The sequence below is a fragment of the Serratia sp. CMO1 genome, assembly GCF_015689115.1.
GTDB classification, from domain to species: Bacteria; Pseudomonadota; Gammaproteobacteria; order Enterobacterales; family Enterobacteriaceae; genus Serratia; species Serratia marcescens.
Genome location: NZ_CP065032.1, coordinates 1,470,866 through 1,491,166, shown reverse-complemented (window position 1 = coordinate 1,491,166; position 20,301 = coordinate 1,470,866). Strand labels below are relative to the sequence as shown.

Annotated in this window: 15 protein-coding genes; 8 read left to right on the top strand and 7 right to left on the bottom strand. The window is 57.7% G+C overall.

Features of this window, described 5'->3' with window-relative positions; all coding sequences use genetic code 11:
* Positions 1–26: 26 nt before the first annotated feature.
* The 4 genes from IT763_RS07070 to IT763_RS07055 all read left to right on the top strand — a co-directional run bounded on the left by IT763_RS07070 (position 27) and on the right by IT763_RS07055 (position 5,000).
* Positions 27–734, top strand: a complete 708-nt coding sequence (locus IT763_RS07070) for a glutathione S-transferase N-terminal domain-containing protein (RefSeq protein ID WP_016928477.1) — start codon at positions 27–29, stop codon at positions 732–734.
* Between the two features lie 132 nt (positions 735–866).
* Entirely contained in the window at positions 867–2,294 is a 1,428-nt protein-coding gene (gene phoA / locus IT763_RS07065) for an alkaline phosphatase (protein ID WP_016928478.1), read from the top strand.
* A 461-nt stretch (positions 2,295–2,755) separates the two neighbouring features.
* On the top strand, positions 2,756–4,336 hold the full coding sequence (gene mqo / locus IT763_RS07060; protein ID WP_016928479.1) for a malate dehydrogenase (quinone): 1,581 nt from the start codon (positions 2,756–2,758) through the stop codon (positions 4,334–4,336).
* Positions 4,337–4,541: 205 nt separating this feature from the next.
* Positions 4,542–5,000, top strand: coding sequence for a helix-turn-helix domain-containing protein (locus IT763_RS07055; RefSeq protein WP_206195294.1), 459 nt, complete (start codon positions 4,542–4,544; stop codon positions 4,998–5,000).
* 76 nt (positions 5,001–5,076) lie between these two features.
* Here the strand turns inward: IT763_RS07055 and IT763_RS07050 are convergent, their stop codons facing one another.
* The 4 genes from IT763_RS07050 to IT763_RS07035 all read right to left on the bottom strand — a co-directional run bounded on the left by IT763_RS07050 (position 5,077) and on the right by IT763_RS07035 (position 10,049).
* Positions 5,077–6,117 (bottom strand): fimbrial protein, encoded by a 1,041-nt coding sequence (locus IT763_RS07050; protein WP_016928480.1) that lies wholly within the window; start codon positions 6,115–6,117, stop codon positions 5,077–5,079.
* Between the two features lie 11 nt (positions 6,118–6,128).
* Positions 6,129–8,744 (bottom strand): fimbria/pilus outer membrane usher protein, encoded by a 2,616-nt coding sequence (locus IT763_RS07045; RefSeq protein ID WP_028127938.1) that lies wholly within the window; start codon positions 8,742–8,744, stop codon positions 6,129–6,131.
* A 27-nt stretch (positions 8,745–8,771) separates the two neighbouring features.
* Positions 8,772–9,455 (bottom strand): molecular chaperone, encoded by a 684-nt coding sequence (locus tag IT763_RS07040; RefSeq protein ID WP_016928482.1) that lies wholly within the window; start codon positions 9,453–9,455, stop codon positions 8,772–8,774.
* Positions 9,456–9,521: 66 nt separating this feature from the next.
* A complete protein-coding gene (locus IT763_RS07035) occupies positions 9,522–10,049 on the bottom strand; it encodes a fimbrial protein (RefSeq protein ID WP_004939088.1) in 528 nt (175 codons plus the stop codon).
* Between the two features lie 514 nt (positions 10,050–10,563).
* Between IT763_RS07035 and IT763_RS07030 the strand changes: the two genes are divergently transcribed.
* The 3 genes from IT763_RS07030 (at position 10,564) to IT763_RS07020 (ending at position 13,698) form a co-directional block, all read left to right on the top strand.
* Positions 10,564–11,280, top strand: coding sequence for an EAL domain-containing protein (locus tag IT763_RS07030; protein ID WP_016928483.1), 717 nt, complete (start codon positions 10,564–10,566; stop codon positions 11,278–11,280).
* Positions 11,281–11,301: 21 nt separating this feature from the next.
* Positions 11,302–11,892 (top strand): LuxR family transcriptional regulator, encoded by a 591-nt coding sequence (locus tag IT763_RS07025; protein ID WP_004939094.1) that lies wholly within the window; start codon positions 11,302–11,304, stop codon positions 11,890–11,892.
* A gap of 180 nt (positions 11,893–12,072) precedes the next feature.
* Positions 12,073–13,698, top strand: coding sequence for an FMN-binding glutamate synthase family protein (locus IT763_RS07020; RefSeq protein ID WP_015377182.1), 1,626 nt, complete (start codon positions 12,073–12,075; stop codon positions 13,696–13,698).
* A 108-nt stretch (positions 13,699–13,806) separates the two neighbouring features.
* On the opposite strand, the gene betA is transcribed toward IT763_RS07020, so the two are convergent.
* The 3 genes from betA to betI form a co-directional block, all read right to left on the bottom strand.
* Positions 13,807–15,519, bottom strand: coding sequence for a choline dehydrogenase (gene betA / locus IT763_RS07015; RefSeq protein ID WP_206195293.1), 1,713 nt, complete (start codon positions 15,517–15,519; stop codon positions 13,807–13,809).
* A gap of 225 nt (positions 15,520–15,744) precedes the next feature.
* Complete coding sequence (betB, locus tag IT763_RS07010; RefSeq protein WP_016928486.1) at positions 15,745–17,217, bottom strand: betaine-aldehyde dehydrogenase; 1,473 nt, start codon at positions 17,215–17,217, stop codon at positions 15,745–15,747.
* A gap of 14 nt (positions 17,218–17,231) precedes the next feature.
* Positions 17,232–17,834 (bottom strand): transcriptional regulator BetI, encoded by a 603-nt coding sequence (betI, locus tag IT763_RS07005; protein WP_206195292.1) that lies wholly within the window; start codon positions 17,832–17,834, stop codon positions 17,232–17,234.
* A 400-nt stretch (positions 17,835–18,234) separates the two neighbouring features.
* On the opposite strand from betI, the gene IT763_RS07000 reads away from it, so the two are divergent.
* Positions 18,235–20,274 (top strand): choline transporter, encoded by a 2,040-nt coding sequence (locus tag IT763_RS07000; RefSeq protein ID WP_004939112.1) that lies wholly within the window; start codon positions 18,235–18,237, stop codon positions 20,272–20,274.
* The last annotated feature ends 27 nt before the right edge of the window (positions 20,275–20,301 follow it).

Below are 20,301 nucleotides of genomic sequence, written 5' to 3'. Positions count from 1 at the left end.
CGACCCCGCCAACCCGAGGAGTTTCCATGCTCGATTCCACCCAATTCCCGATCGTCAAACGCTGGCCGGCTCAACATCCGGAACGGCTGCAGCTCTACTCTCTGCCGACGCCGAACGGCGTCAAAGTGTCCATCATGCTGGAAGAGATCGGCCTGCCTTATGAAGCGCACCTGATCGACATCGGCAACAACGAGACCTGGACGCCGGAATTCCTGGCGCTGAACCCGAACGGCAAGATCCCGGCGATCATCGATCCCGACGGCCCCGGCGGCCGGCCGCTGCCGCTGTTCGAATCCGGCGCCATTCTGCTCTACCTGGCGGAAAAGAGCGGCCGTTTCCTGCCGCAGGATCCGGCGCAGCGTTACGAAACCATTCAGTGGGTGTTCTTCCAGATGGCCGCCGTCGGCCCGATGTTCGGCCAGCTCGGTTTCTTCCATAAATTCGCCGGGCGCGAATATGAAGACAAGCGGCCGCTGGAGCGCTACAAAAACGAATCGAAACGCCTGCTCGGCGTGCTGGAAACGCGCCTGGAGGGCCGCGACTGGATCATGGGCGCGGAGTACACCATCGCCGATATCTCGCTGCTGGGCTGGGTGCGCAACCTGATCGGCTTCTATGAGGCGCGCGAACTGGTGGCGTTCGACAGTTTCCCCCGCGTCGCGCAGTGGTTGGAGCGCGGTCTGGCGCGGCCGGCGGTGCAGCGCGGGCTGGCTATTCCGGCGCGCACGGCCTGAGACGCCAAACGGGGTGGCCGCCGGGCCATCCCGCCTTTCGCTGTCATAAAATTGTCATCCCTCTGCTCTACTCTCCTTACGTAACAATTTGATGTTATTTATATTGTTGTATTACGACAAGGAGCTTACCCCATGCAACCTGCTGTATCCCTGCTCGCCGGCGCCGTGCTGTCCGCCCTGCTCTGTTCCTCCGCCATCGCGGCGGAAACCTCGGCCAATACCGATGGCCTGACCGAGCGCGCCGCGCGCGGCAACCTCGCCGAACCGGGCGGCGCCCGTCGTCTGGCCGGCGATCAGACCGCCGCGCTGAAGGCGTCGCTGTCGGACAAAACGGCGAAAAACGTGATACTGCTGATCGGCGACGGCATGGGGGATTCCGAGATCACCGCCGCGCGCAACTACGCTGAAGGCGCAGGCGGTTACTTCAAGGGCATCGACGCCCTGCCGCTGACCGGGCAATACACCCACTACTCGCTGGACAAGAAAACCCACAAGCCGGATTACGTGACCGATTCCGCCGCCTCCGCCACCGCCTGGACCACTGGGGTGAAAACCTATAACGGCGCGCTCGGCGTGGACGTGAACGGCAAAGATCAGCCGACGCTGCTGGAGATCGCCAAAGCGGCCGGCAAGGCCACCGGCAACGTCTCCACCGCCGAGTTGCAAGACGCTACGCCAGCGGCGCTGGTGTCGCACGTCACCTCGCGCAAATGCTACGGCCCGGAGGAAACCAGCGAGAAATGCGCCGCTAACGCACTGGAAAACGGCGGCCGCGGCTCCATTACCGAGCAGTTGCTGAAGACCCGCGCCGACGTCACGCTGGGCGGCGGCGCGAAGTCCTTCAACCAGCTGGCGAAAAGCGGCGAATGGCAAGGAAAATCGCTGAAAGATCAGGCGGCGGCGCAGGGTTACCAATGGGTGAGCAACGCGGATGAGCTGCAGGCCGTTACGTTGGCCAACCAGCAAAAACCGCTGCTGGGCCTGTTCGCCGACGGCAACATGCCGGTGCGCTGGTTGGGGCCGAAAGCCAGCTATCACGGCAACCTCGACAAGCCGGCGGTAACCTGCGAAAACAACCCGGCGCGCACCGCGGCCACGCCAACGCTGGCGGCGATGACCGAAAAAGCGATCGCGCTGTTGAAAGATAACCCGAACGGCTTCTTCCTGCAGGTCGAGGGCGCGTCGATCGATAAGCAGGATCACGCCGCCAACCCGTGCGGGCAGATTGGTGAAACCGTCGATCTGGACGAAGCGGTGCAAAAAGCGCTGGCCTTCGCCCGCGCCGACGGCAACACGTTGGTGATCGTCACCGCCGACCATGCGCACTCCAGCCAGATCGTCGCCGCCGGCGCCAAAGCGCCGGGCCTGACCCAGCTGCTGACCACCAAAGACGGCGCGCCGATGACCCTCAGCTACGGCAACTCGGAAGAAGAATCGCAGGGGCACACCGGCACCCAATTGCGCGTCGCGGCCTACGGTCCGCACGCCGCCAACGTGGTGGGATTGACCGATCAGACCGATCTATTCTTCACCATGCGCGATGCGATGGGCATCCAGTAACCGCCTTCCGCACGATGGCCGCCCGCAACGGCGGCCATTTATTATTGGTTACCGATAGGTATTTGCAATTTAACCGCAATTATTGTGTGATAACGAAATAACGTTTAATTGCGCGACAATTAACCCCCTAAAATAACGCGGTTATACGGCCTCTCCCCCCTCTTTGTTTATTACTGCGACAGCAACCGGCCTATTTTTGCTTATATTCATTTTTTTTAGTTACAAAAGTAGTTTTTAACATTCTCGCAAACAATAATACCCCGCCAGTAACGTGAACCGATCAATTTGCATCCGGACGGCCTGCAATAGTTCACTTTTCGTTAAATACCCTATTAACAAAAAGGCATTATCGCTGCCTATCGGCTCACGCCGGGCGGTCGGCTTCATTATTTTCCAGGGTAACTCCCGCTAAATTCTTTCACCTGCAATGAGTAGAATTTACACACAAGAGATTTAATTCAATGAGAAAATTACTCGTCCTGATTTTCAGTCTCAGCCTGTTTGGCGTTACGCAGCAGGCGGCGGCTGAAGAGAAGAATAAAACCGTCGACGTGGTGTTGATCGGCGGCGGCATCATGAGCGCCACCTTGGGTACCTATCTGCATGAGCTGGAGCCGACCTGGACCATCGACATGTATGAGCGCATGAACGGCGTGGCGGAAGAGAGCTCCAACGGCTGGAACAACGCCGGTACCGGCCACTCCGCCTTCAGCGAAATGAACTACACGCCGGAAAAAGCCGATGGCACCATCGACATCAGCAAGGCGGTGAAGGTCAACGAGTCTTTCGAAATCTCCCGTCAGTTCTGGTCTTATCAGGTGAAAAACAATGTCCTGAAAGATCCGAAATCCTTTATTAACAGCGTGCCGCACATGAGCTTCGTGTGGGGCGACGACAACGTCAACTTCCTGCGTAAACGCTACGCGGCGCTGCAGCACAGCACCCTGTTCCGCGGCATGGAATATTCCGAAGACCCTGCGCAAATCAAACAGTGGGCGCCACTGGTGATGAACGGCCGCGATCCGGCGCAGAAAATCGCCGCGACCCGCATGCCGCTGGGTACCGACGTTAACTTCGGCGTGATCACCCACCAGCTGGTTGACGCGCTAAGCGCCAGCGACAAGTTCAAGCTGAACCTGAGCCACGAAGTGCGCGACATCAAACGCAACGCCGATCAGACCTGGAGCGTGACCGTTGCCGATCTGAACCGCGACGGCAAAGAAACCACCGTTAACGCCAAGTTCGTGTTCATCGGCGCAGGCGGCGCGTCCCTGACCCTGCTGCAGAAATCCGGCATCCCTGAAGCCGACGGCTACGGCGGCTTCCCTGTCGGCGGCCAGTTCCTGGTCACCACCAACCCGGCGATCGCCAACCAGCACCTGGCCAAAGTGTATGGCCTGGCCAGCGTAGGTTCGCCGCCGATGTCCGTGCCGCACCTGGATACCCGCATGCTGGACGGCAAGCGCGTGCTGCTGTTCGGGCCGTTCGCCACCTTCTCCAGCAAGTTCCTGAAGAACGGTTCGCTGTTCGATCTGATGCACTCGCTGAGCACCTCGAACCTGATGCCGATGACCCACGTCGGTCTGGATAACTTCGATCTGGTGAAATACCTGGTCGGCCAGCTGATGATGAACGACGACGATCGCTTCGCCGCGCTGAAAGAGTACTTCCCGGACGCCAAGCAGGCAGACTGGAAGCTGTGGACCGCAGGCCAGCGCGTACAGATCATCAAGAAAGACGCGGATAAAGGCGGCGTGCTGCAGTTCGGCACCGAAGTCGTCAGCTCTGAAGACGGCAGCATCGCCGCTCTGCTGGGCGCTTCGCCGGGCGCTTCCACCGCTGCGCCAATCATGCTGCACCTGATGGAAACCGTGTTCAAAGACAAAGTGGCAACGCCGGAATGGCAGAGCAAGCTGAAAGAGATCATCCCGTCCTACGGCCACAAGCTGAACGGCGATATCGAGATGACCAACAAGATCCGCGGTTACACCAGCAGCGTACTGGGTCTGAACTACATTGAAGTGAAACCAGAAACTAACTGATTTTCCGTCACTTCCTACTGAAAAGGCCGCTTTATGCGGCCTTTCTTTTATCTCCCTGCCATTCAAAGAGCATTTTTGGCCACCTTTTTACCCCCGGTTTACCCTTGCGTAACGGCGCACTCACGCCTATTATCAAAGAATATACTTGGATAATTAAGCTAAGTCACTGTGACCTGAATGTCGTTTTTGCGGGAGAACTAAAACCATGGATCGCGTCAATATCATTCACGATTTACTAGACTGGATTGAAACTCATCTGGATCAGCCGCTGCTGCTGGATAACGTCGCCGCCAAGTCGGGCTACTCCAAATGGCACCTGCAGCGCATGTTCCGCAGCACCACCGGCCACGCGCTCGGCAGCTATATCCGCGAGCGGCGCCTGGAACAGGCGGCGCAGGCGCTGCGCTCCACCCCACGCCCGATCCTGGATATCGCCCTGCAATACCATTTCGACTCTCAGCCTTCGTTCTCGCGCGCCTTCAAGAAACAGTTCGGCAAAACCCCAGCAGTGTATCGCCGCACCACCCGCTGGGACGTCGCAGAATGGCCGGCGCAGCCGATAGAAATGCAGGCCGAACCGCGCCATGATGCCCCTACGCTGCCCCGTTGGTACGCCGGCAAACCGCCGGAAGGCGTTTGCACCAGCTGGATGGGGCTGCGTTAATCAGCGCGGTATAAGGCACAAAAAAGGGTTCAGTTCGCGAGAACTGAACCCTTTCTTTTATTGACCAGGCACCGAATTATTTGAAGGTGACGTCAATATTCGCCGATGCGCTGAACGGCCCCACTTTCGGGTTGGTGCTCAACCATTTCAGGCTGGCCATAAAGTTCTTTTCAACGATGGTGCCGTTGACCAGGCCCAGATCGACCGGGCTGTTCATCATGATCGGCGTATTTGGCGTCGCCGCCTGCGAGATCAAAATACCGAAGCCGCTGTCGCTGGTCGGCAGGATCACGCTGTTATCCTGCAGCGGATAAGTGCTGCTGAAGCTGGCCTGCAGCGTCTCCCCCTGGCAGTCCTGTCCGGTCGTCGGATCGGACATATTGGCGGCCACCGAGAACGGCACCTGCTTCTCGATTTTGCCCACCACCGCATTCTGACGCGGGATAGTGCCGAAGTTCACCGTCGAACCGTTGTTGGCCACCACGGTGATTTTCGGGTTGCAGGAAATAAACTGAATGTTGCCCAGCCCGGAAATGTAGGCGTTAAAGTTGCTGTTCGGCGTGCCGTTCAAGCCGCCGACGCCATCAACCTGAAATACCGAGTACGAGTTGTTGTCGTTGATCTTGCCGCCGGCCGGCGGCGCCTTGCCGGTTGCTTTAATATAGATGGCGTAAGACACGGTTACCGTCAGCGATCTGGCCGGAGACAAACAACGGCTGCCCGAACGGCGGCATTCCGTGCCGGGACCGACGTCCTGACGTGCGCCTTTAGTCGGTTTGACATCGATCCCCTGATAAGTGACACCCACTTCGATCGAATTATGGATCTGACTCATCCGGGACTGCGGATCCCAGTACAGGTAGGCATTTTCCCCTTTCGGGTTGTTCCAGTCATCCGTACATTGGAAGGTCGAGGTAAAGGTCTGCGAACGCCACAGCAACGCGCCCGGCGCGGTATTGGCGGTCGACACCTTGATGGCTTTATCCAGCACGATATCCTGGCGAATGCTGCCGTTCTGCTTACACGACAGCGCATAGCTGCTCTGCGAAAACGCGCCCAGCGTGACCAGCAGCCCAGCCGCCAACCCGAGATTCTTGTGCTTTAACAAAGAAGACATATCCTTTCCTTTTACGGTTTTCCGCAGGTCAGCGAAAGTTCCTGATAACCCATCAGCTGTTCGGTCGCCGCTTTCAATTCCGGCACCACCAGTGAGCAGCTTTCGCCCGCGTCGTTGCCCCATTTCACCAGCAGGCGATCCCCTGCGGAAGCCCCTGAAATATAAATATCGCCGTTGGTACCGACAGTACCGTTGTTCTTGCCGTCCGCACTGAAGACGTTGGCGCCAATCGGCGGTACGCTGCCGTCGGCCATCTTGCTGTGTACCAACAGGCTTTGGCCCGTGTGCGTTTCAAACTTCACGCGGGTGATTGCGCCGTAAGTCGGCACCACGTCTCTCGCCGCCATCGGGATATCCAGGCCGTTGCCGATATCTTCGGTGCGCAGCGCCACGCGGTTATGGCGGTATGGCGACGCAGAGGTCATCACCGCGTAACCGAAGCGGTCGATGGCGACACCCGGTTGGTTTTCGATACGAACGCCCTTGGCGTCTTTGGCTTCCACCAGCACAAACGTATTCTGCAGCGGCTGGGTCAACGTCACGCCGCCGGAGTGTGCGACGATACCGCCCGCCACGCCCAACGAAGACTGCTGATAATCTTTGCTGTAGCTATAACCGGCATTGATGGTCCCCATGCTGCCCTGATAACCGACGTTGGCCGAGCTGGTTTGGCCCGAATAACGATCATGACCGCTTTGCACCGCATAGTTCAAGCGGTTGTCATCCAGCGCGGTGCCGCTCAGGCCGGCGCTGTAGGTATTGCCGCTCTGCTTGCTGTGGCCGGCGTTGAAGCTGGCGGTCATGTCCGACGAATCCTTGCTGAAGAAGCTGAACGGAATCGATACGGTCAGGTTGACGCTGCGGTCTTTATAGCCGTAGTTGCTGCGGCTGTCCTGATAGAAGACGCCATAGCTGATATTTTTATAGCTGCTGTTGAAACCGGTTTGTACGGTGCGGTCTTCGCCGGATCCGCCCCAGTAAGACTGGTTGCTGACGTTGGCGTACAGCGTCGAATTACCGGCGATGCGCTGGTTGACAGACAGCTCAACACGTTGGCGTTTGTTGTTGAAACGGCTGGTGTAATAGCTGCGACGGCGAGATTCCGCCCAGTCCGGCACGCCCAGGTTGCGATCGTTTTGATCGTAGTAATCGTTACGGTAATAACCGTTCTCATAGCGTTCGCGCTCGGCAACCGCATCGGAGAAATCATAATAGCCGGAGGTCGAGTAACGGTAACCGGCAATGCGGAATTCCGTCCCCCAATCGTTGAGCGACTTGGAATACAGGAAACGGAAACTCTCCCCCTGCTTGTCATCGCCGTTCACCAGGTTGGTGTCGGAATAGGACATATCAAAAGAGACAGCCCCCCAGTTCCCCAGGTTTTTACCGAGGCCCACGACCGCTGAACGGTAGTTTTCCGCCACCAGCACGCCACCGTAAGGCGTGATGTCATACGCCATACCGTGCGACAAGGTGCCTTGGACAAACTTGGGCTGATAGCGGCTGGTGCCGTCGTGGTATTTACCGGCGGTCAGCTGATAGTTCCAAATCCCTTCGCGCAGCATGTTCGGCACCGAGGAGAACGGCACGACGAAAGAGGTTCTCGAACCGTTGGCTTCGATAACCGTCACGTCCAGGTTACCGCTCAGGGTGCTTGGGAAAATGTCCGTCAGCGCAAACGGCCCTGGCGGCACGTTGGTGCTGTAAATGGTATAGCCGTTCTGACGCACTTCAACGCGCGCGTTGGTCGTCGCCACACCGCGCACCACCGGCGCATAGCCGCGCTGGCTTTCCGGCAGCATGTCGTCGGCGCTGGACATCTGCACACCGCGGAACTGAATGCTGTCGAAAACATTGTTATTAGTGTTGGTCTGGCCGATCACCAGACGGCTGCGCAGAGAAACGATGTCCGTTTCAGCCCAGCTGGAAATGTTCTTCCAATGCGTACCGGCGCCCGACTGTTGGTTCAACGTCGAGTTGTTGCGCAGGCGCCAATCGCCAATATTGAGGCCATTATTAAGGCTCAGGAAGTAATAGTCGGAAGTCTTGTCGTTCTGGTTGTTGCCGTAGCGGTTATGAGTGCCGCTAAAGTTATAGTTAACAAAGCCGGCATTGATGCCGCGATCGTAAACTTTCGGCGAAATGGCGCCTTGCGGGCGCGGGATCAGAAACACCTGCGGCACTTCCAGATCCATACGCTGTACGGCGGCGTCATAGCTCAGCTTGGCGCCGGAGATCTGTTGTGGCAATGCGTAGCATTGCGCGGCACCGGCGGTGGTCAGATCGCCGGGCAGCTTTACGCCGTAATCCTGGTAGTCCACCGCCGTCAGGCACGGCGCTACCGGAGAGTCTTTGGATTCTTTCTTGAACTCGATTTCGCGGTGATCGATACGCTGCCCGTTGAGATAGATATCAAACGGATATTTACCCGGCAGAATATCATCCCCGCTGGCCAACGACGCCACCTGGGCGATATTGTCATCGCCATGGATGAAGGAGGTGTTGAACTGCTCCTCCGCCATGGCCATCTGTGAGAATGAAAAAGGCACAGCAGAAAAATAAATTACACCATTAATCAGCTTCACCAAACGTTTTGGCGCGAGGGTTGTTATTCTTTTGTGTGCCATTTCTTTCATTCCTTGAAGTGCTTCAAATCAATTCAGTGCGACGTTTTTAATCTCGGTGTGACCGCCATAGTCGTTGATATAGGTAAACGACATAGTGTTGGCTGATTGCGCCCCCTGAGGCAGGGAGATGCGCAGGCTGTCGTGTGGCTTGACCATGTCGGCGTTCACTTTCCAGCTCTTGCCGCCGCTCTTCAGGTTCAGCACGCCCAGCGTGACGAACAGCGGGCCATCGTTAGTCACGACTAAATTGCCGCCCTGGCGCTTCCACTTCAGCGCTTCCGCCTGCTGTTGCAGGTTGGTTTTCAACGAATCCGGGCGATAGAACAGTTTGATACGGGTACGGATCGCCACCTGCAGCACGTTATCTTGCTTAGGCGTTGGCGGAATTTCCTGTACGTTGACCCAGAGCAGAGATTCTCTGTCCTGCGGCAAACCGCTGCCGGAATAGATAAAACGCAAAATGGCGTCTTTCTTGGCAGCCAGCTTCAAAATGGGTGGCGTCACCACGATCGGCAAATTCTTAGGCATCTGGCTTGCATCGCCAGTATCCAGCCAGGTTTGCACCATGTAGGTATCGTCGCTGTCATTGCTGATTGAGAGCGATGCGGATTTACTTGCACTGTTATAGATGACACGCGTCGCATCAACCTGAATGCCGGCAAAGGCATTAACAGAGAATGCGAATAAAATACCAGTCAGAATTTTTTTCATCGGAATGTCTCAACTCTCAAAATTTAGCCATCCTTGGCCAATAACTCTATCTATCCTGCCAGCGAATTATTTGTATTCGATGGTGAAGGTAGCGTTAGAGTTTGCCTGACCGGCAGTTACCAGATCCTGGAAGGATTTGTAACGAGCGCGCAGGTTGAAAGTCGCAGCGCCTGGGTTATCGCCATCAGCAGCAACGGTTACGGTAGCTGGGGTAGCCACTTCCTGAGAGATTGGCAGAGTAGAACCGTTGTTATCCAGAATTTCAACGCCAACGCCAGTCGCGCCGCCAGTTACAGCCAACAGCTCTGGGTGGCCGGCTGGGGTGTTACCGTCGAAACGCAGGGTGTAGTTACCCGCTTCACATTTCTCCAGGCTGATATCGAAAGCTTTAGCACCGCTGGTAGAACCGGCAGTTGGGAAAGCGGTGGTAGGATATTTACCCAGGTAAACTTCTTTATTCTGGTCTTTATCAACAACTTTACAGGTGGACTGTACAATTTCACCGGTGAATTTAACGTTGCCGTTTGCTGCCATTGCGTTGGAAGCAGTTGCAGACAATACCAGGGCAGCCAAAGGCAATAATACTTTTTTCATTTCCAGCTCCATAGAACAATAAAATAATCGATTCAGTGGCGGGCTTATATATATATTGCCGCCACTGAGCATACACTCAGCGATAGCACTCCCTTGCTGAAAAGGAGCGTTGCCTCGATGAACTCATTGCCGGACGAAATATAGACTAAGCATATTCTTAATGTTAAATCGTTTAAAACATTCATAAGCCCCCTCTTGATAGGAATAAACTATCGGAGGATACCTATCGATCGATGTTGACGATTCATATGAATAGGAATAATCTGTGTTTGGGAAAGCTGCAGAGTTCAAGATTTTGCGTTAAGGCCTGAAAATCAGAATATTATCCCGAATATTTACATTTAGTAACAGATTGCGACGTTTGGACTTTGGCACGAATTACGCGTTTAATGGTCTGTCGACACGTTTCGGCCATCCTGACGCTTTAAATAAGAAATTTACCAATAAACCTGGAGTAACTTTCTTTTTAACCATTAAAAATCAACAAGTTAAATATCAATCCAAGGATTGGGAAATGAGCGGTTCTTTCAGAGAGAAAAATAACGGCATTAATTATGTTTTTCAGCCAATGTTCGCGAAATCGGGACAATTGCTGGCCGTTGAATGTCTGTCTCGCTTTACGTTTAATAGCGAATACGCCCATTTTTCTCCTGAACAGTTCTTTCGTCACGCCGACAGCGCAACCCGGATTGAGATTTTGATGGATCAGATCAATCTGATCGATAAATACAAACACTGGTTTCATGAAAACCAAGTGATAGCCACTTTGAATGTTGACGATTATTCCCTGCAATCGCTGGCGAATACTCACTTTGCCGAAAGAATTAATGCCCTGCGCTGTATTCATTTTGAGATCAGCGAGAATTCAACCCGGCTGGTGAAAGATCGCGTGCACGGCGATCCGTCATTGAATAGTTATTCATTTTGGCTCGATGATTTTGGTTCTGGCTATGCGGGTTTTTCCGCGTTGTACAACAGCCAGTTCCGCTTCGTTAAGCTCGACCGTTTTTTGCTTTGGGACTTTATGAAAAAGTCCGGCGGCGAGGGCTTGATGCGCGCGTTACTGCGCTTCTTTTACCTTAATCATTACAAGGTAATTATCGAAGGAGTTGAAACTCCCGAACACAAGAAATGGCTGGATGAAATGCCATATTACGCACTGCAGGGAAAGCTGTGGAAGGAATCCAGCATCAAGGATTTGAACTCGCTTCTTACAGCTGAATACTTTTAACTCGGTATTGGTGTTTGCCCTATGTCTAAAAACAACGTTCTTGTGATTAGTGAGTGTAAGTACAGCTATGTTGGCCTGTCGGTGCTGCTGAAGAAACACTACGGCGCGTACGATATCCGCCTGTTTTCCGATTTCATGCATGGCGGCGCCAAAGCGGAGAAGATCACCAAGCACGATATCGCGCTGATTTTCACCTCGCAAAACCTGGAACAGAGCGTCAACGTGATAGAAAGCCTGGTGTCCCTGCACCAGCAATACAACAGCAAGACGCGCCTGTTGGTGTTCTATGACGACGAGCGCGTAGTGAAACTGCTGTCGATCCTGGGGATTTCCGTTGAGTTGGTTTCTACCCGCATTCCGCTTTATTCGCTGCAGGAAAAAATCCAGCGGCTGCTGGAAAGCAAGGAACCGGGCGGCATCCGGGTGCAGAAAACCCGCGAGCTCAGCCCGGCGGAAAGCGACGTGATCTTCAATCTGCTGCGCGGCGACAGCCTGCTGCACATTGCGGAAAAACGCGGCACGCACCCGAAAACCATCTTCTCGCAAAAATACAGCGCGATGAAAAAGCTGCGGCTGCGCAGCATGAGCACCATCTTCGTCGCCGGAAAATAAATATCTTGGCTTGTTGCGCGGCACGCCGCGCGGCAACCCCCTTCCGCCAGGTTAAATTAATGTAACAACCAGCGACAAAGCAGCAACAGACACACAACATCCTCTCCTGTTGGTTACGATTTGCACACGGATTATCCGTGAGTCATGTCGTGTGGATTAAAATAAACATCAGGAGATGTTATGAAGTCGTCCTTATTCAGCCGCTATACCTGCTTTGTGCTGAGCATCTTGCTCACCCTGGTTTTCTTGATCATGATGCACAACCATCCGTGGTTCTGGCTGCCGGCCCTGGCCTGCGGTTGCCTGATGGTGCTGGGTATCTACGATCTCACGCAGCAGCGCCACGCCATCTGCCGCAACTACCCGATCATCGGCCGCCTGCGCTTCTTCTTCGAGTTCATCCGCCCAGAACTGCGCCAGTATTTCCTCGAGCAGGATAATGAAGAGATCCCGTTTTCGCGCACCCAGCGCACGCTGGTGTATCGCCGTGCGAAAAATGAGATGGGTGACAAACCGTTCGGCACCCTGCTGGACGTCTACCAAACCGGCTATGAGTGCATCGGCCACTCCATGCGGCCGGTGGAAGCCGCCGACCCAACCAGTTTCCGCATCACCATCGGCGGTGCCGATTGCCGCCAGCCCTACTCCGCGTCGATCTTCAACATTTCGGCCATGAGCTTCGGCGCGCTCTCCGCCAACGCCATCCGCGCGCTCAACCTCGGCGCGGCCAAGGGCAACTTCTACCACGACACCGGTGAGGGCAGCATCAGCCGCTATCACCGCGAAAACAACGGCGATCTGGTGTGGGAGCTGGGCAGCGGCTATTTCGGCTGCCGCACCGCCGACGGCCATTTCGATCCGCGCCGCTTTGCCGAACAGGCGCAAAGCCCGCAGGTGAAAATGATTGAAATCAAGCTCAGCCAGGGCGCTAAACCGGGCCACGGCGGCATTCTGCCGGCGAAGAAGGTGGATGCGGAAATCGCCGCCACCCGCGGCGTGCCGGAAGGCGTGGATTGCATCTCGCCGGCTTCGCACAGCGCCTTCACCACCCCGCTGGAAATGATGCAGTTCATCCAACAGCTGCGCGAGCTGTCAGGCGGCAAGCCGGTCGGTTTCAAGCTGTGCATCGGCCACCCGTGGGAGTTCGTCGCCATCGTCAAGGCGATGCTGCACACCCGCATCCTGCCGGACTTCATCGTGGTGGACGGCAAGGAAGGCGGCACAGGCGCCGCGCCGCTCGAACTCTCCAACTATATGGGCATGCCGCTGCGCGAAGGGCTGCTGTTCGTGCATAACACGCTGGTGGGCTGCGGCCTGCGCGACCAAATCAAGATTGGCGCCAGCGGCAAGATCATCAGCGCCTTTGACATCGCCAGCGTGCTGGTGCTCGGCGCCGACTGGGTGAACTCGGCGCGCGGCTTTATGTTCGCCGTCGGCTGCATCCAGTCGCAAAGCTGCCACACCAACCACTGCCCGACCGGCGTCGCGACGCAAGATCCGCTGCGGCAAAAGGCGCTGGTGGTGCCGAACAAGGCGGAACGCGTCTACCACTTCCATCAAAATACGGTGAAAGCGCTGGCGGACATGCTGGCGGCGGCCGGCGTCAGCCGCCCGGAGCAGCTGACCTCGCACCATATGCTGCGCCGCATCACGCCGACCGAGATCAAGGTGTACGCCGATATCTATTACTACCTGGAGCCCGGCGCGCTGCTGCAGCCGGAGATCAAAAGCGAGTTCTACGCCCGCATGTGGCGCATGGCGACGCCCACCAGTTTCGATCAGGCGATCTCGCTGCCGGCGGCATGATGGGATAAGGGATAAAAGAGAGTTGCCCCCTCGCCTTGGGGAAGAGCATATGGAGAGGGGTTGCTTGCTACGGCGGCCCTCCCCCTCAACGGCGAGAGGGCGTGTCGGTTACTGCTTGCGCACCGGCGCATCGCCGGCGACGTAGTAGTCGGCGGTGCTGCGCGGCAGCGGCGCATCGCCGGCGACGTAGTAGTCGGCGGTGCTGCGCGGCAGCGGCGTGCGCTGGCGAATGCGATCGGCGATCTTCTCGGCGATCATGATGGTGGTGGCGTTCAGGTTGCCGGTGATGATCAGCGGCATGATTGACGCATCCACCACCCGCAATCCTTCCATGCCGTGCACCCGGCCCTGGCCGTCGACCACCGCCATTTCGTCTTCGCCCATCTTGCACGAGCAGGACGGGTGGAAGGCGGTTTCGGCGTGCTCGCGCACGAAGGCGTCCAACTGCTCGTCGGTCTGCACCTCCGGCCCTGGGCTAATCTCGCGGCCGCGGTATTCGTCCAAGGCCGGCTGCGCCATGATTTCGCGCGTGATGCGGATAGCGTCGCGGAACTCCTGCCAATCCTGTTCGGTCGCCATGTAGTTGAACAGAATGCTCGGATGCTGGCGCGGATCTTTCGATTTCACCTGCACCCGGCCGCGGCTCGGCGAACGCATCGAACCGACGTGCGCCTGGAAACCGTGCTCTTTCACCGCGTTGCTGCCGTTGTAGTTAATCGCCACCGGCAGGAAGTGATACTGAATGTTCGGCCAGGCGAACTCTGCGCGGCTGCGAATGAAACCGCCGGCCTCGAACTGGTTGCTGGCGCCGATGCCGGTGCCGTTGAACAGCCACTCCGCACCGATCTTCGGCTGGTTAAACCATTGCAACGCCGGATACAGCGACACCGGTTTCTTGCAGGCGTACTGCAGGTACATCTCCAGGTGATCCTGCAGGTTTTCCCCCACCCCCGGCAGATCGTGCACCACGTTGATGTCCAGACTTTTCAGCAGCGCCGCCGGGCCGACGCCCGAACGCTGCAGAATTTGCGGCGAGGCGATGGCGCCGGCGCACAGCAGCACTTCGCGGCGCGCTTTGGCATGGGTCAGCTGATTGCTGTCGCCCTGCAGATAGTTGACGCCCACTGCGCGCTTGCCGTCGAACACGATATGGTCGGTCAGCGCATGGGTGACGATCTTCAGGTTCGGCCGTGAACGCGCCTGATCAAGATAACCGCGGGCGGTGCTGGCGCGGCGCCCTTTCGGCGTCACGGTGCGGTCCATCGGGCCGAATCCTTCCTGCTGGTAACCGTTCAGATCGTCGGTGCGCGGATAGCCCGCCTGTACGCCGGCTTCCACCATGGCGTGGAACAGTTCGTTGTTGCCGGCCTTCGGCGTGGTGACGCTCACCGGGCCATCACCGCCGTGGTAATCGTTCGGGCCGATATCGCGCGTTTCCGCCTTGCGGAAATACGGCAGACAGTCCAGATAGGTCCAGTCTTCCAGACCCGGCGCCTTGGCCCAGTTGTCGAAGTCCATCGCGTTGCCGCGAATGTAACACATGCCGTTGATCAGGGATGAACCGCCCAGCCCTTTGCCGCGGCCGCATTCCATCCGGCGGTTGTTCATGTGCGGCTCAGGATCGGTTTCATACGCCCAGTTATAGCGGCGGCCCTGCAGCGGAAACGCCAGCGCGGCCGGCATCTGGGTACGGAAATCCATCCGGTAATCCGGGCCGCCGGCTTCCAGCAGCAGGACGCTGACGTCGGCGTCTTCGGTCAATCGGGTGGCTAACACGTTGCCGGCGGAACCGGCACCGATAATGATGTAGTCAAATTCCATTCATTATCTCCTAAATATTCATATGCCTGAATGATGCGAATGGCTTGAATTCCGCATGCTGAATATATCAAGGCAGTTTTGGATGCAAAAAAGGATATATCCCCTATGGATTTCGAGTTACAGCTAGCCGGCAAGGGCGCAGAGCCCCAGGAGCTTACTCAAGTAAGTGACTGGGGTCTGCGCTCGCAGCCAACAACGCTGTAGCTGGAAAGACGACGGGGATAGTTAAAATACCGAGGCGTATTCGCCCAGCTCGACCTGCACCGATTTGATCTGGGTGTAGTGCTCCAGCGTGGTCAGGCCGTTCTCGCGGCCAACGCCGGACTGCTTGTAGCCGCCGACCGGCATTTCCGCCGCCGACTCGCCCCAGGTGTTGATCCAGCAAATGCCGGCTTCCAGTTGGTGGATCACGCGGTGCGCGCGGGCCAGATCGTGGGTCACCACGCCCGCGGCCAGGCCGAAGGTGGTGTCGTTGGCGCGGCGCACCACTTCCTCTTCGCTCTGGTAGCTGAGGATGCTCATCACCGGTCCGAAGATCTCTTCGCGCACGATTTCCATGTCGTCGCGGCAGTCGCTGAATACCGTCGGCGCCACATAAGCGCCCTTGCCGAATTCGCCGTGGGTGACGCGTTCGCCGCCGCACAGCAGGCGCGCGCCGCTGTTTTTGCCGCTCTCGATAAAGCGCAGCACCGATTCCATGTGCGCGAAGCTGACCAGCGGCCCGAAGTTGGTTTGCGGATCGGTCGGATCGCCGAGGCGAATGCGTTTCACGCGCTCGAGAATTTTCGCCTCAAACTGCGCCTGCAGCGCCGCCGGCACGAAGACGCGGGTGCCGTTGGTGCACACCTGGCCGGAACTGTAGAAGTTGGCCATCATGGCGATATCGGCGGCGCGATCCAGATCGGCGTCGTCGAAGATAATCAGCGGCGACTTGCCGCCCAGTTCCATGGTGACTTCCTTCAGCGTCGAACCCGACGCGTTGGCCATCACCTTCTTGCCGGTTTTCACCCCGCCGGTGAAAGAGACTTTGGCGATGCCCGGATGGTCGGTCAGGTACTGCCCCACCTCCGCGCCGCTGCCGGTCACCACGTTGAACACGCCGTCCGGCAGGCCGGCTTCGGTGTAGATTTCCGCCAGCTTCAGCGCCGTCAGCGACGTGACTTCACTCGGTTTGAAAATCATCGCATTGCCCGCCGCCAGGGCCGGCGCGGACTTCCACAGCGCGATCTGAATCGGGTAGTTCCAGGCGCCGATGCCGGCCACCACGCCCAGCGGTTCGCGGCGTGTGTAGACGAACGAGGTATCGCGCAGCGGGATCTGCTCGCCTTCAATGGCCGGGATCAGGCCGGCGTAGTACTCCAGCACGTCGGCGCCGGTGACGATGTCCACCGCGGTGGTTTCCGACATCGCTTTACCGGTATCCAGCGTTTCCAGCGCCGCCAGCTCATCGTTGCGCTCGCGCAGAATATCCACCGCGCGACGCAGGATGCGCGAACGCGCCATCGCCGTCATCGCCGCCCACACCTTCTGCCCGCTGGCCGCGCTGGCCACCGCACGATCGACGTCTTCAGCGCCGGCGGACTGGACTTCAGCCAGAACTTCGCCGTTCGCCGGATTAATGGCGTTGAAGGTTTTTCCAGCGGTGCTGTCTACATAGGCGCCATGAATATAGAGCTTCTGCAAGCCAAAACGGGACATAGGATCTCCTTGAGTTAGCCTCCGGGCGGCGTTTGCCCCCGGAGTTGGAACGTGATGTATTCGGTCGTGAGCGCCAGCGCCTGCGCCTGATTGAACGCCGAACCGCGCAGCGCGCTGCGCAGCCACAGCCCATCGATCAGCGCCGCCAGCCCCTTGGCCGCCAACCGCGCCTGCGGCTGCGGCATGACGCGGCGAAACTCGGCGCACAGGTTGGAATAAAGCCGGCGGCCGTTCACCTGCTGCAGCCGGTTGAGCTGCGGCTGGTGCAGGCTGCTGGCCCAAAAGGCCAGCCAGGTCTTCATCGCCGCGCTGTTGATCTGGCTGTCGTCGAAGTTGCCGGCGACGATCGCCTGCAGCCGCGCCGCCGGGCTGTTATCGGTGAGCGCCTGCAAGCGCAATTTCACCGCCTTGCCCAGATGGCTGATCAGATAGCGCATCGTGGCTTCCAGCAGGCCGTTCTTGTCCTTGAAATAATGGCTGATGATGCCGTTGGAAACGCCGGCCCGCCGCGCAATCTGCGCGATGGTGGCGTCATGCATTCCCACTTCGTTTACCGCGGCGAGCGTGGCATCAATCAACTGCTGCCTTCTGATTGGCTGCATTCCTACCTTTGGCATATTTCGACTCTCACAAAACCGACTTCGGCCTTATCTCAGCGGGCAAATTTCACTGCCGTTTCGCCCGTGATTCAGGTCATCATGAGGACTATTAAACTTTTTTTTGATTGAACGTTCAATAAAAATTGCATATATTTTATTGCCGCCTGGTTAAAAATTTGTACTATCTGGTTGTGGAACTGGCTGATTTTTGTGAGGTAATTAACGAATCTGACCAAAATCAGTGGCTGTAAGCGGTTCCCGCCGCGAAGCGCTCCGGTGCTTCAGCAACAGGCGAAAGCGGCGTTACTCAGGCCATTCCCATGGGGATGGTCGCCGCCTTCATTCGCCCGTTTTCCGGCGGCGCCAACGCGCCCCGAAATGCGGAGCGGCACGATTTTACTCAGTTCAGAGGATGACGATGACAACACGCGAAACCTCCTCCAAACCGCAGCAGGACCGCCTCAACCCTGTGGTTTTCTTCACCTCGGCGGGGCTGATCCTGGCCTTCTCGCTGATGACCATCTTTTTCACCGACTTCTCCGGGCAGTGGATCACCCGCACGCTGAATTGGGTATCGACCACCTTCGGTTGGTACTACCTGCTGGCGGCGACGCTGTACATCGTGTTCGTGGTGTTTATCGCCGCCTCGCGCTTCGGTTCCATCAAGCTCGGGCCGGAACAGTCCAAACCGGAGTTCAGCCTGATGAGTTGGGCGGCGATGCTGTTCGCCGCCGGCATCGGCATCGACCTGATGTTCTTCTCGGTCGCCGAGCCGGTGACCCAGTACATGATGCCGCCGGAAGGCGACGCGCAAACGCTGGAGGCCGCGCGCCAGGCGATGGTCTGGACGCTGTTCCACTACGGCCTGACCGGCTGGTCGATGTATGCGCTGATGGGCATCGCCCTCGGCTACTTCAGCTATCGCTACAATCTGCCGCTGACCATCCGCTCGGCGCTGTACCCGATCTTCGGTAAGCGCATCAACGGCCCGATCGGCCACAGCGTGGACATCGCCGCGGTGCTCGGCACCATCTTCGGCATCGCCACCACGCTGGGCATCGGCGTGGTGCAGCTCAACTACGGCCTCAAGGTATTGTTCGAGATCCCGGAAAACCTGACGGTGCAGGGCTCGCTGATCCTGCTGTCGGTGATCATGGCCACCATCTCGGTGACTTCCGGCGTCAACAAGGGCATCCGCATCCTGTCCGAGCTGAACGTGCTGCTGGCGCTGGGTCTGATCCTGTTCGTGTTGTTCTTCGGCGACACCGAGTTCCTGCTCAACGCGCTGGTGCTTAACGTCGGCGATTACGTCAACCGCTTTATGGGCATGACGCTCAACAGCTTCGCCTTCGATCGGCCGGTGGAGTGGATGAACAACTGGACGCTGTTCTTCTGGGCCTGGTGGGTGGCGTGGTCGCCGTTCGTCGGCCTGTTCCTGGCGCGCATCTCGCGCGGGCGCACCATTCGTCAGTTCGTGGTCGGCACGCTGATCATACCGTTCGTGTTTACCCTGCTGTGGCTGTCTATCTTCGGCAACAGCGCGCTGTACCAGATCATCCACGGCAACGCCGAGTTTGCTCAGGAAGTGATGCAGTTCCCGGAGCGCGGCTTCTACAGCCTGCTGGCGCAATACCCCGGCTTCACCTTCAGCGCCTCGGTGGCCACCATCACCGGCCTGCTGTTCTACGTCACCTCGGCGGACTCCGGCTCGCTGGTGTTGGGCAACTTCACCTCGCGCCTGGCCGACATCAATAATGATGCGCCGAACTGGCTGCGGATTTTCTGGTCGGTGGCCATCGGCCTGCTGACCATCGGCATGCTGATGACCGACGGCGTGCCGGCGCTGCAGAAAACCACGGTAATCATGGGCCTGCCGTTCAGCTTCGTGATCTTCTTCGTGATGGCCGGGCTGTATAAATCGCTGCGGGTGGAAGACTACCGCAAGGCCAGCGCGCTCAGCACCCTGGCGCCGGTGCCGGTCTCCAGCCACGACGTGCTCAACTGGAAACAGCGTCTGTCGCGGGTGATGAACTACCCGGGCACGCAGTACACGCAGAAAATGTTGGATAAGGTTTGCCGTCCGGCGATGCAGGACGTGGCGCGCGAGCTGGAGTTGCGCGGCGCGAAAGTGGAGTTCAGCGAAGTGCCGCCGACCGAAGACGAACGCCTGAACCACCTGGAGCTGCTGGTGCACTTGGGCGAGGAACAGAACTTCATCTATCAGATCTGGCCGATGCGCTACTCGGTGCCGGGCTTCACCTACCGCGCCCGCTCCGGCAAGTCGCACTACTACCGGCTGGAAACCTTCCTGATGGAAGGCACCCAGGGCAACGACCTGATGGACTACAGCAAGGAACAGGTGATTGGCGATATCCTCGACCAGTATGAGAAGCACCTGAACTTCCTGCACATTCATCGCGAAGCGCCGGGGGGCACCCTGACCTTCCCGGATATGTGACGGTCAATCAATAACGAGAGGGCGTAG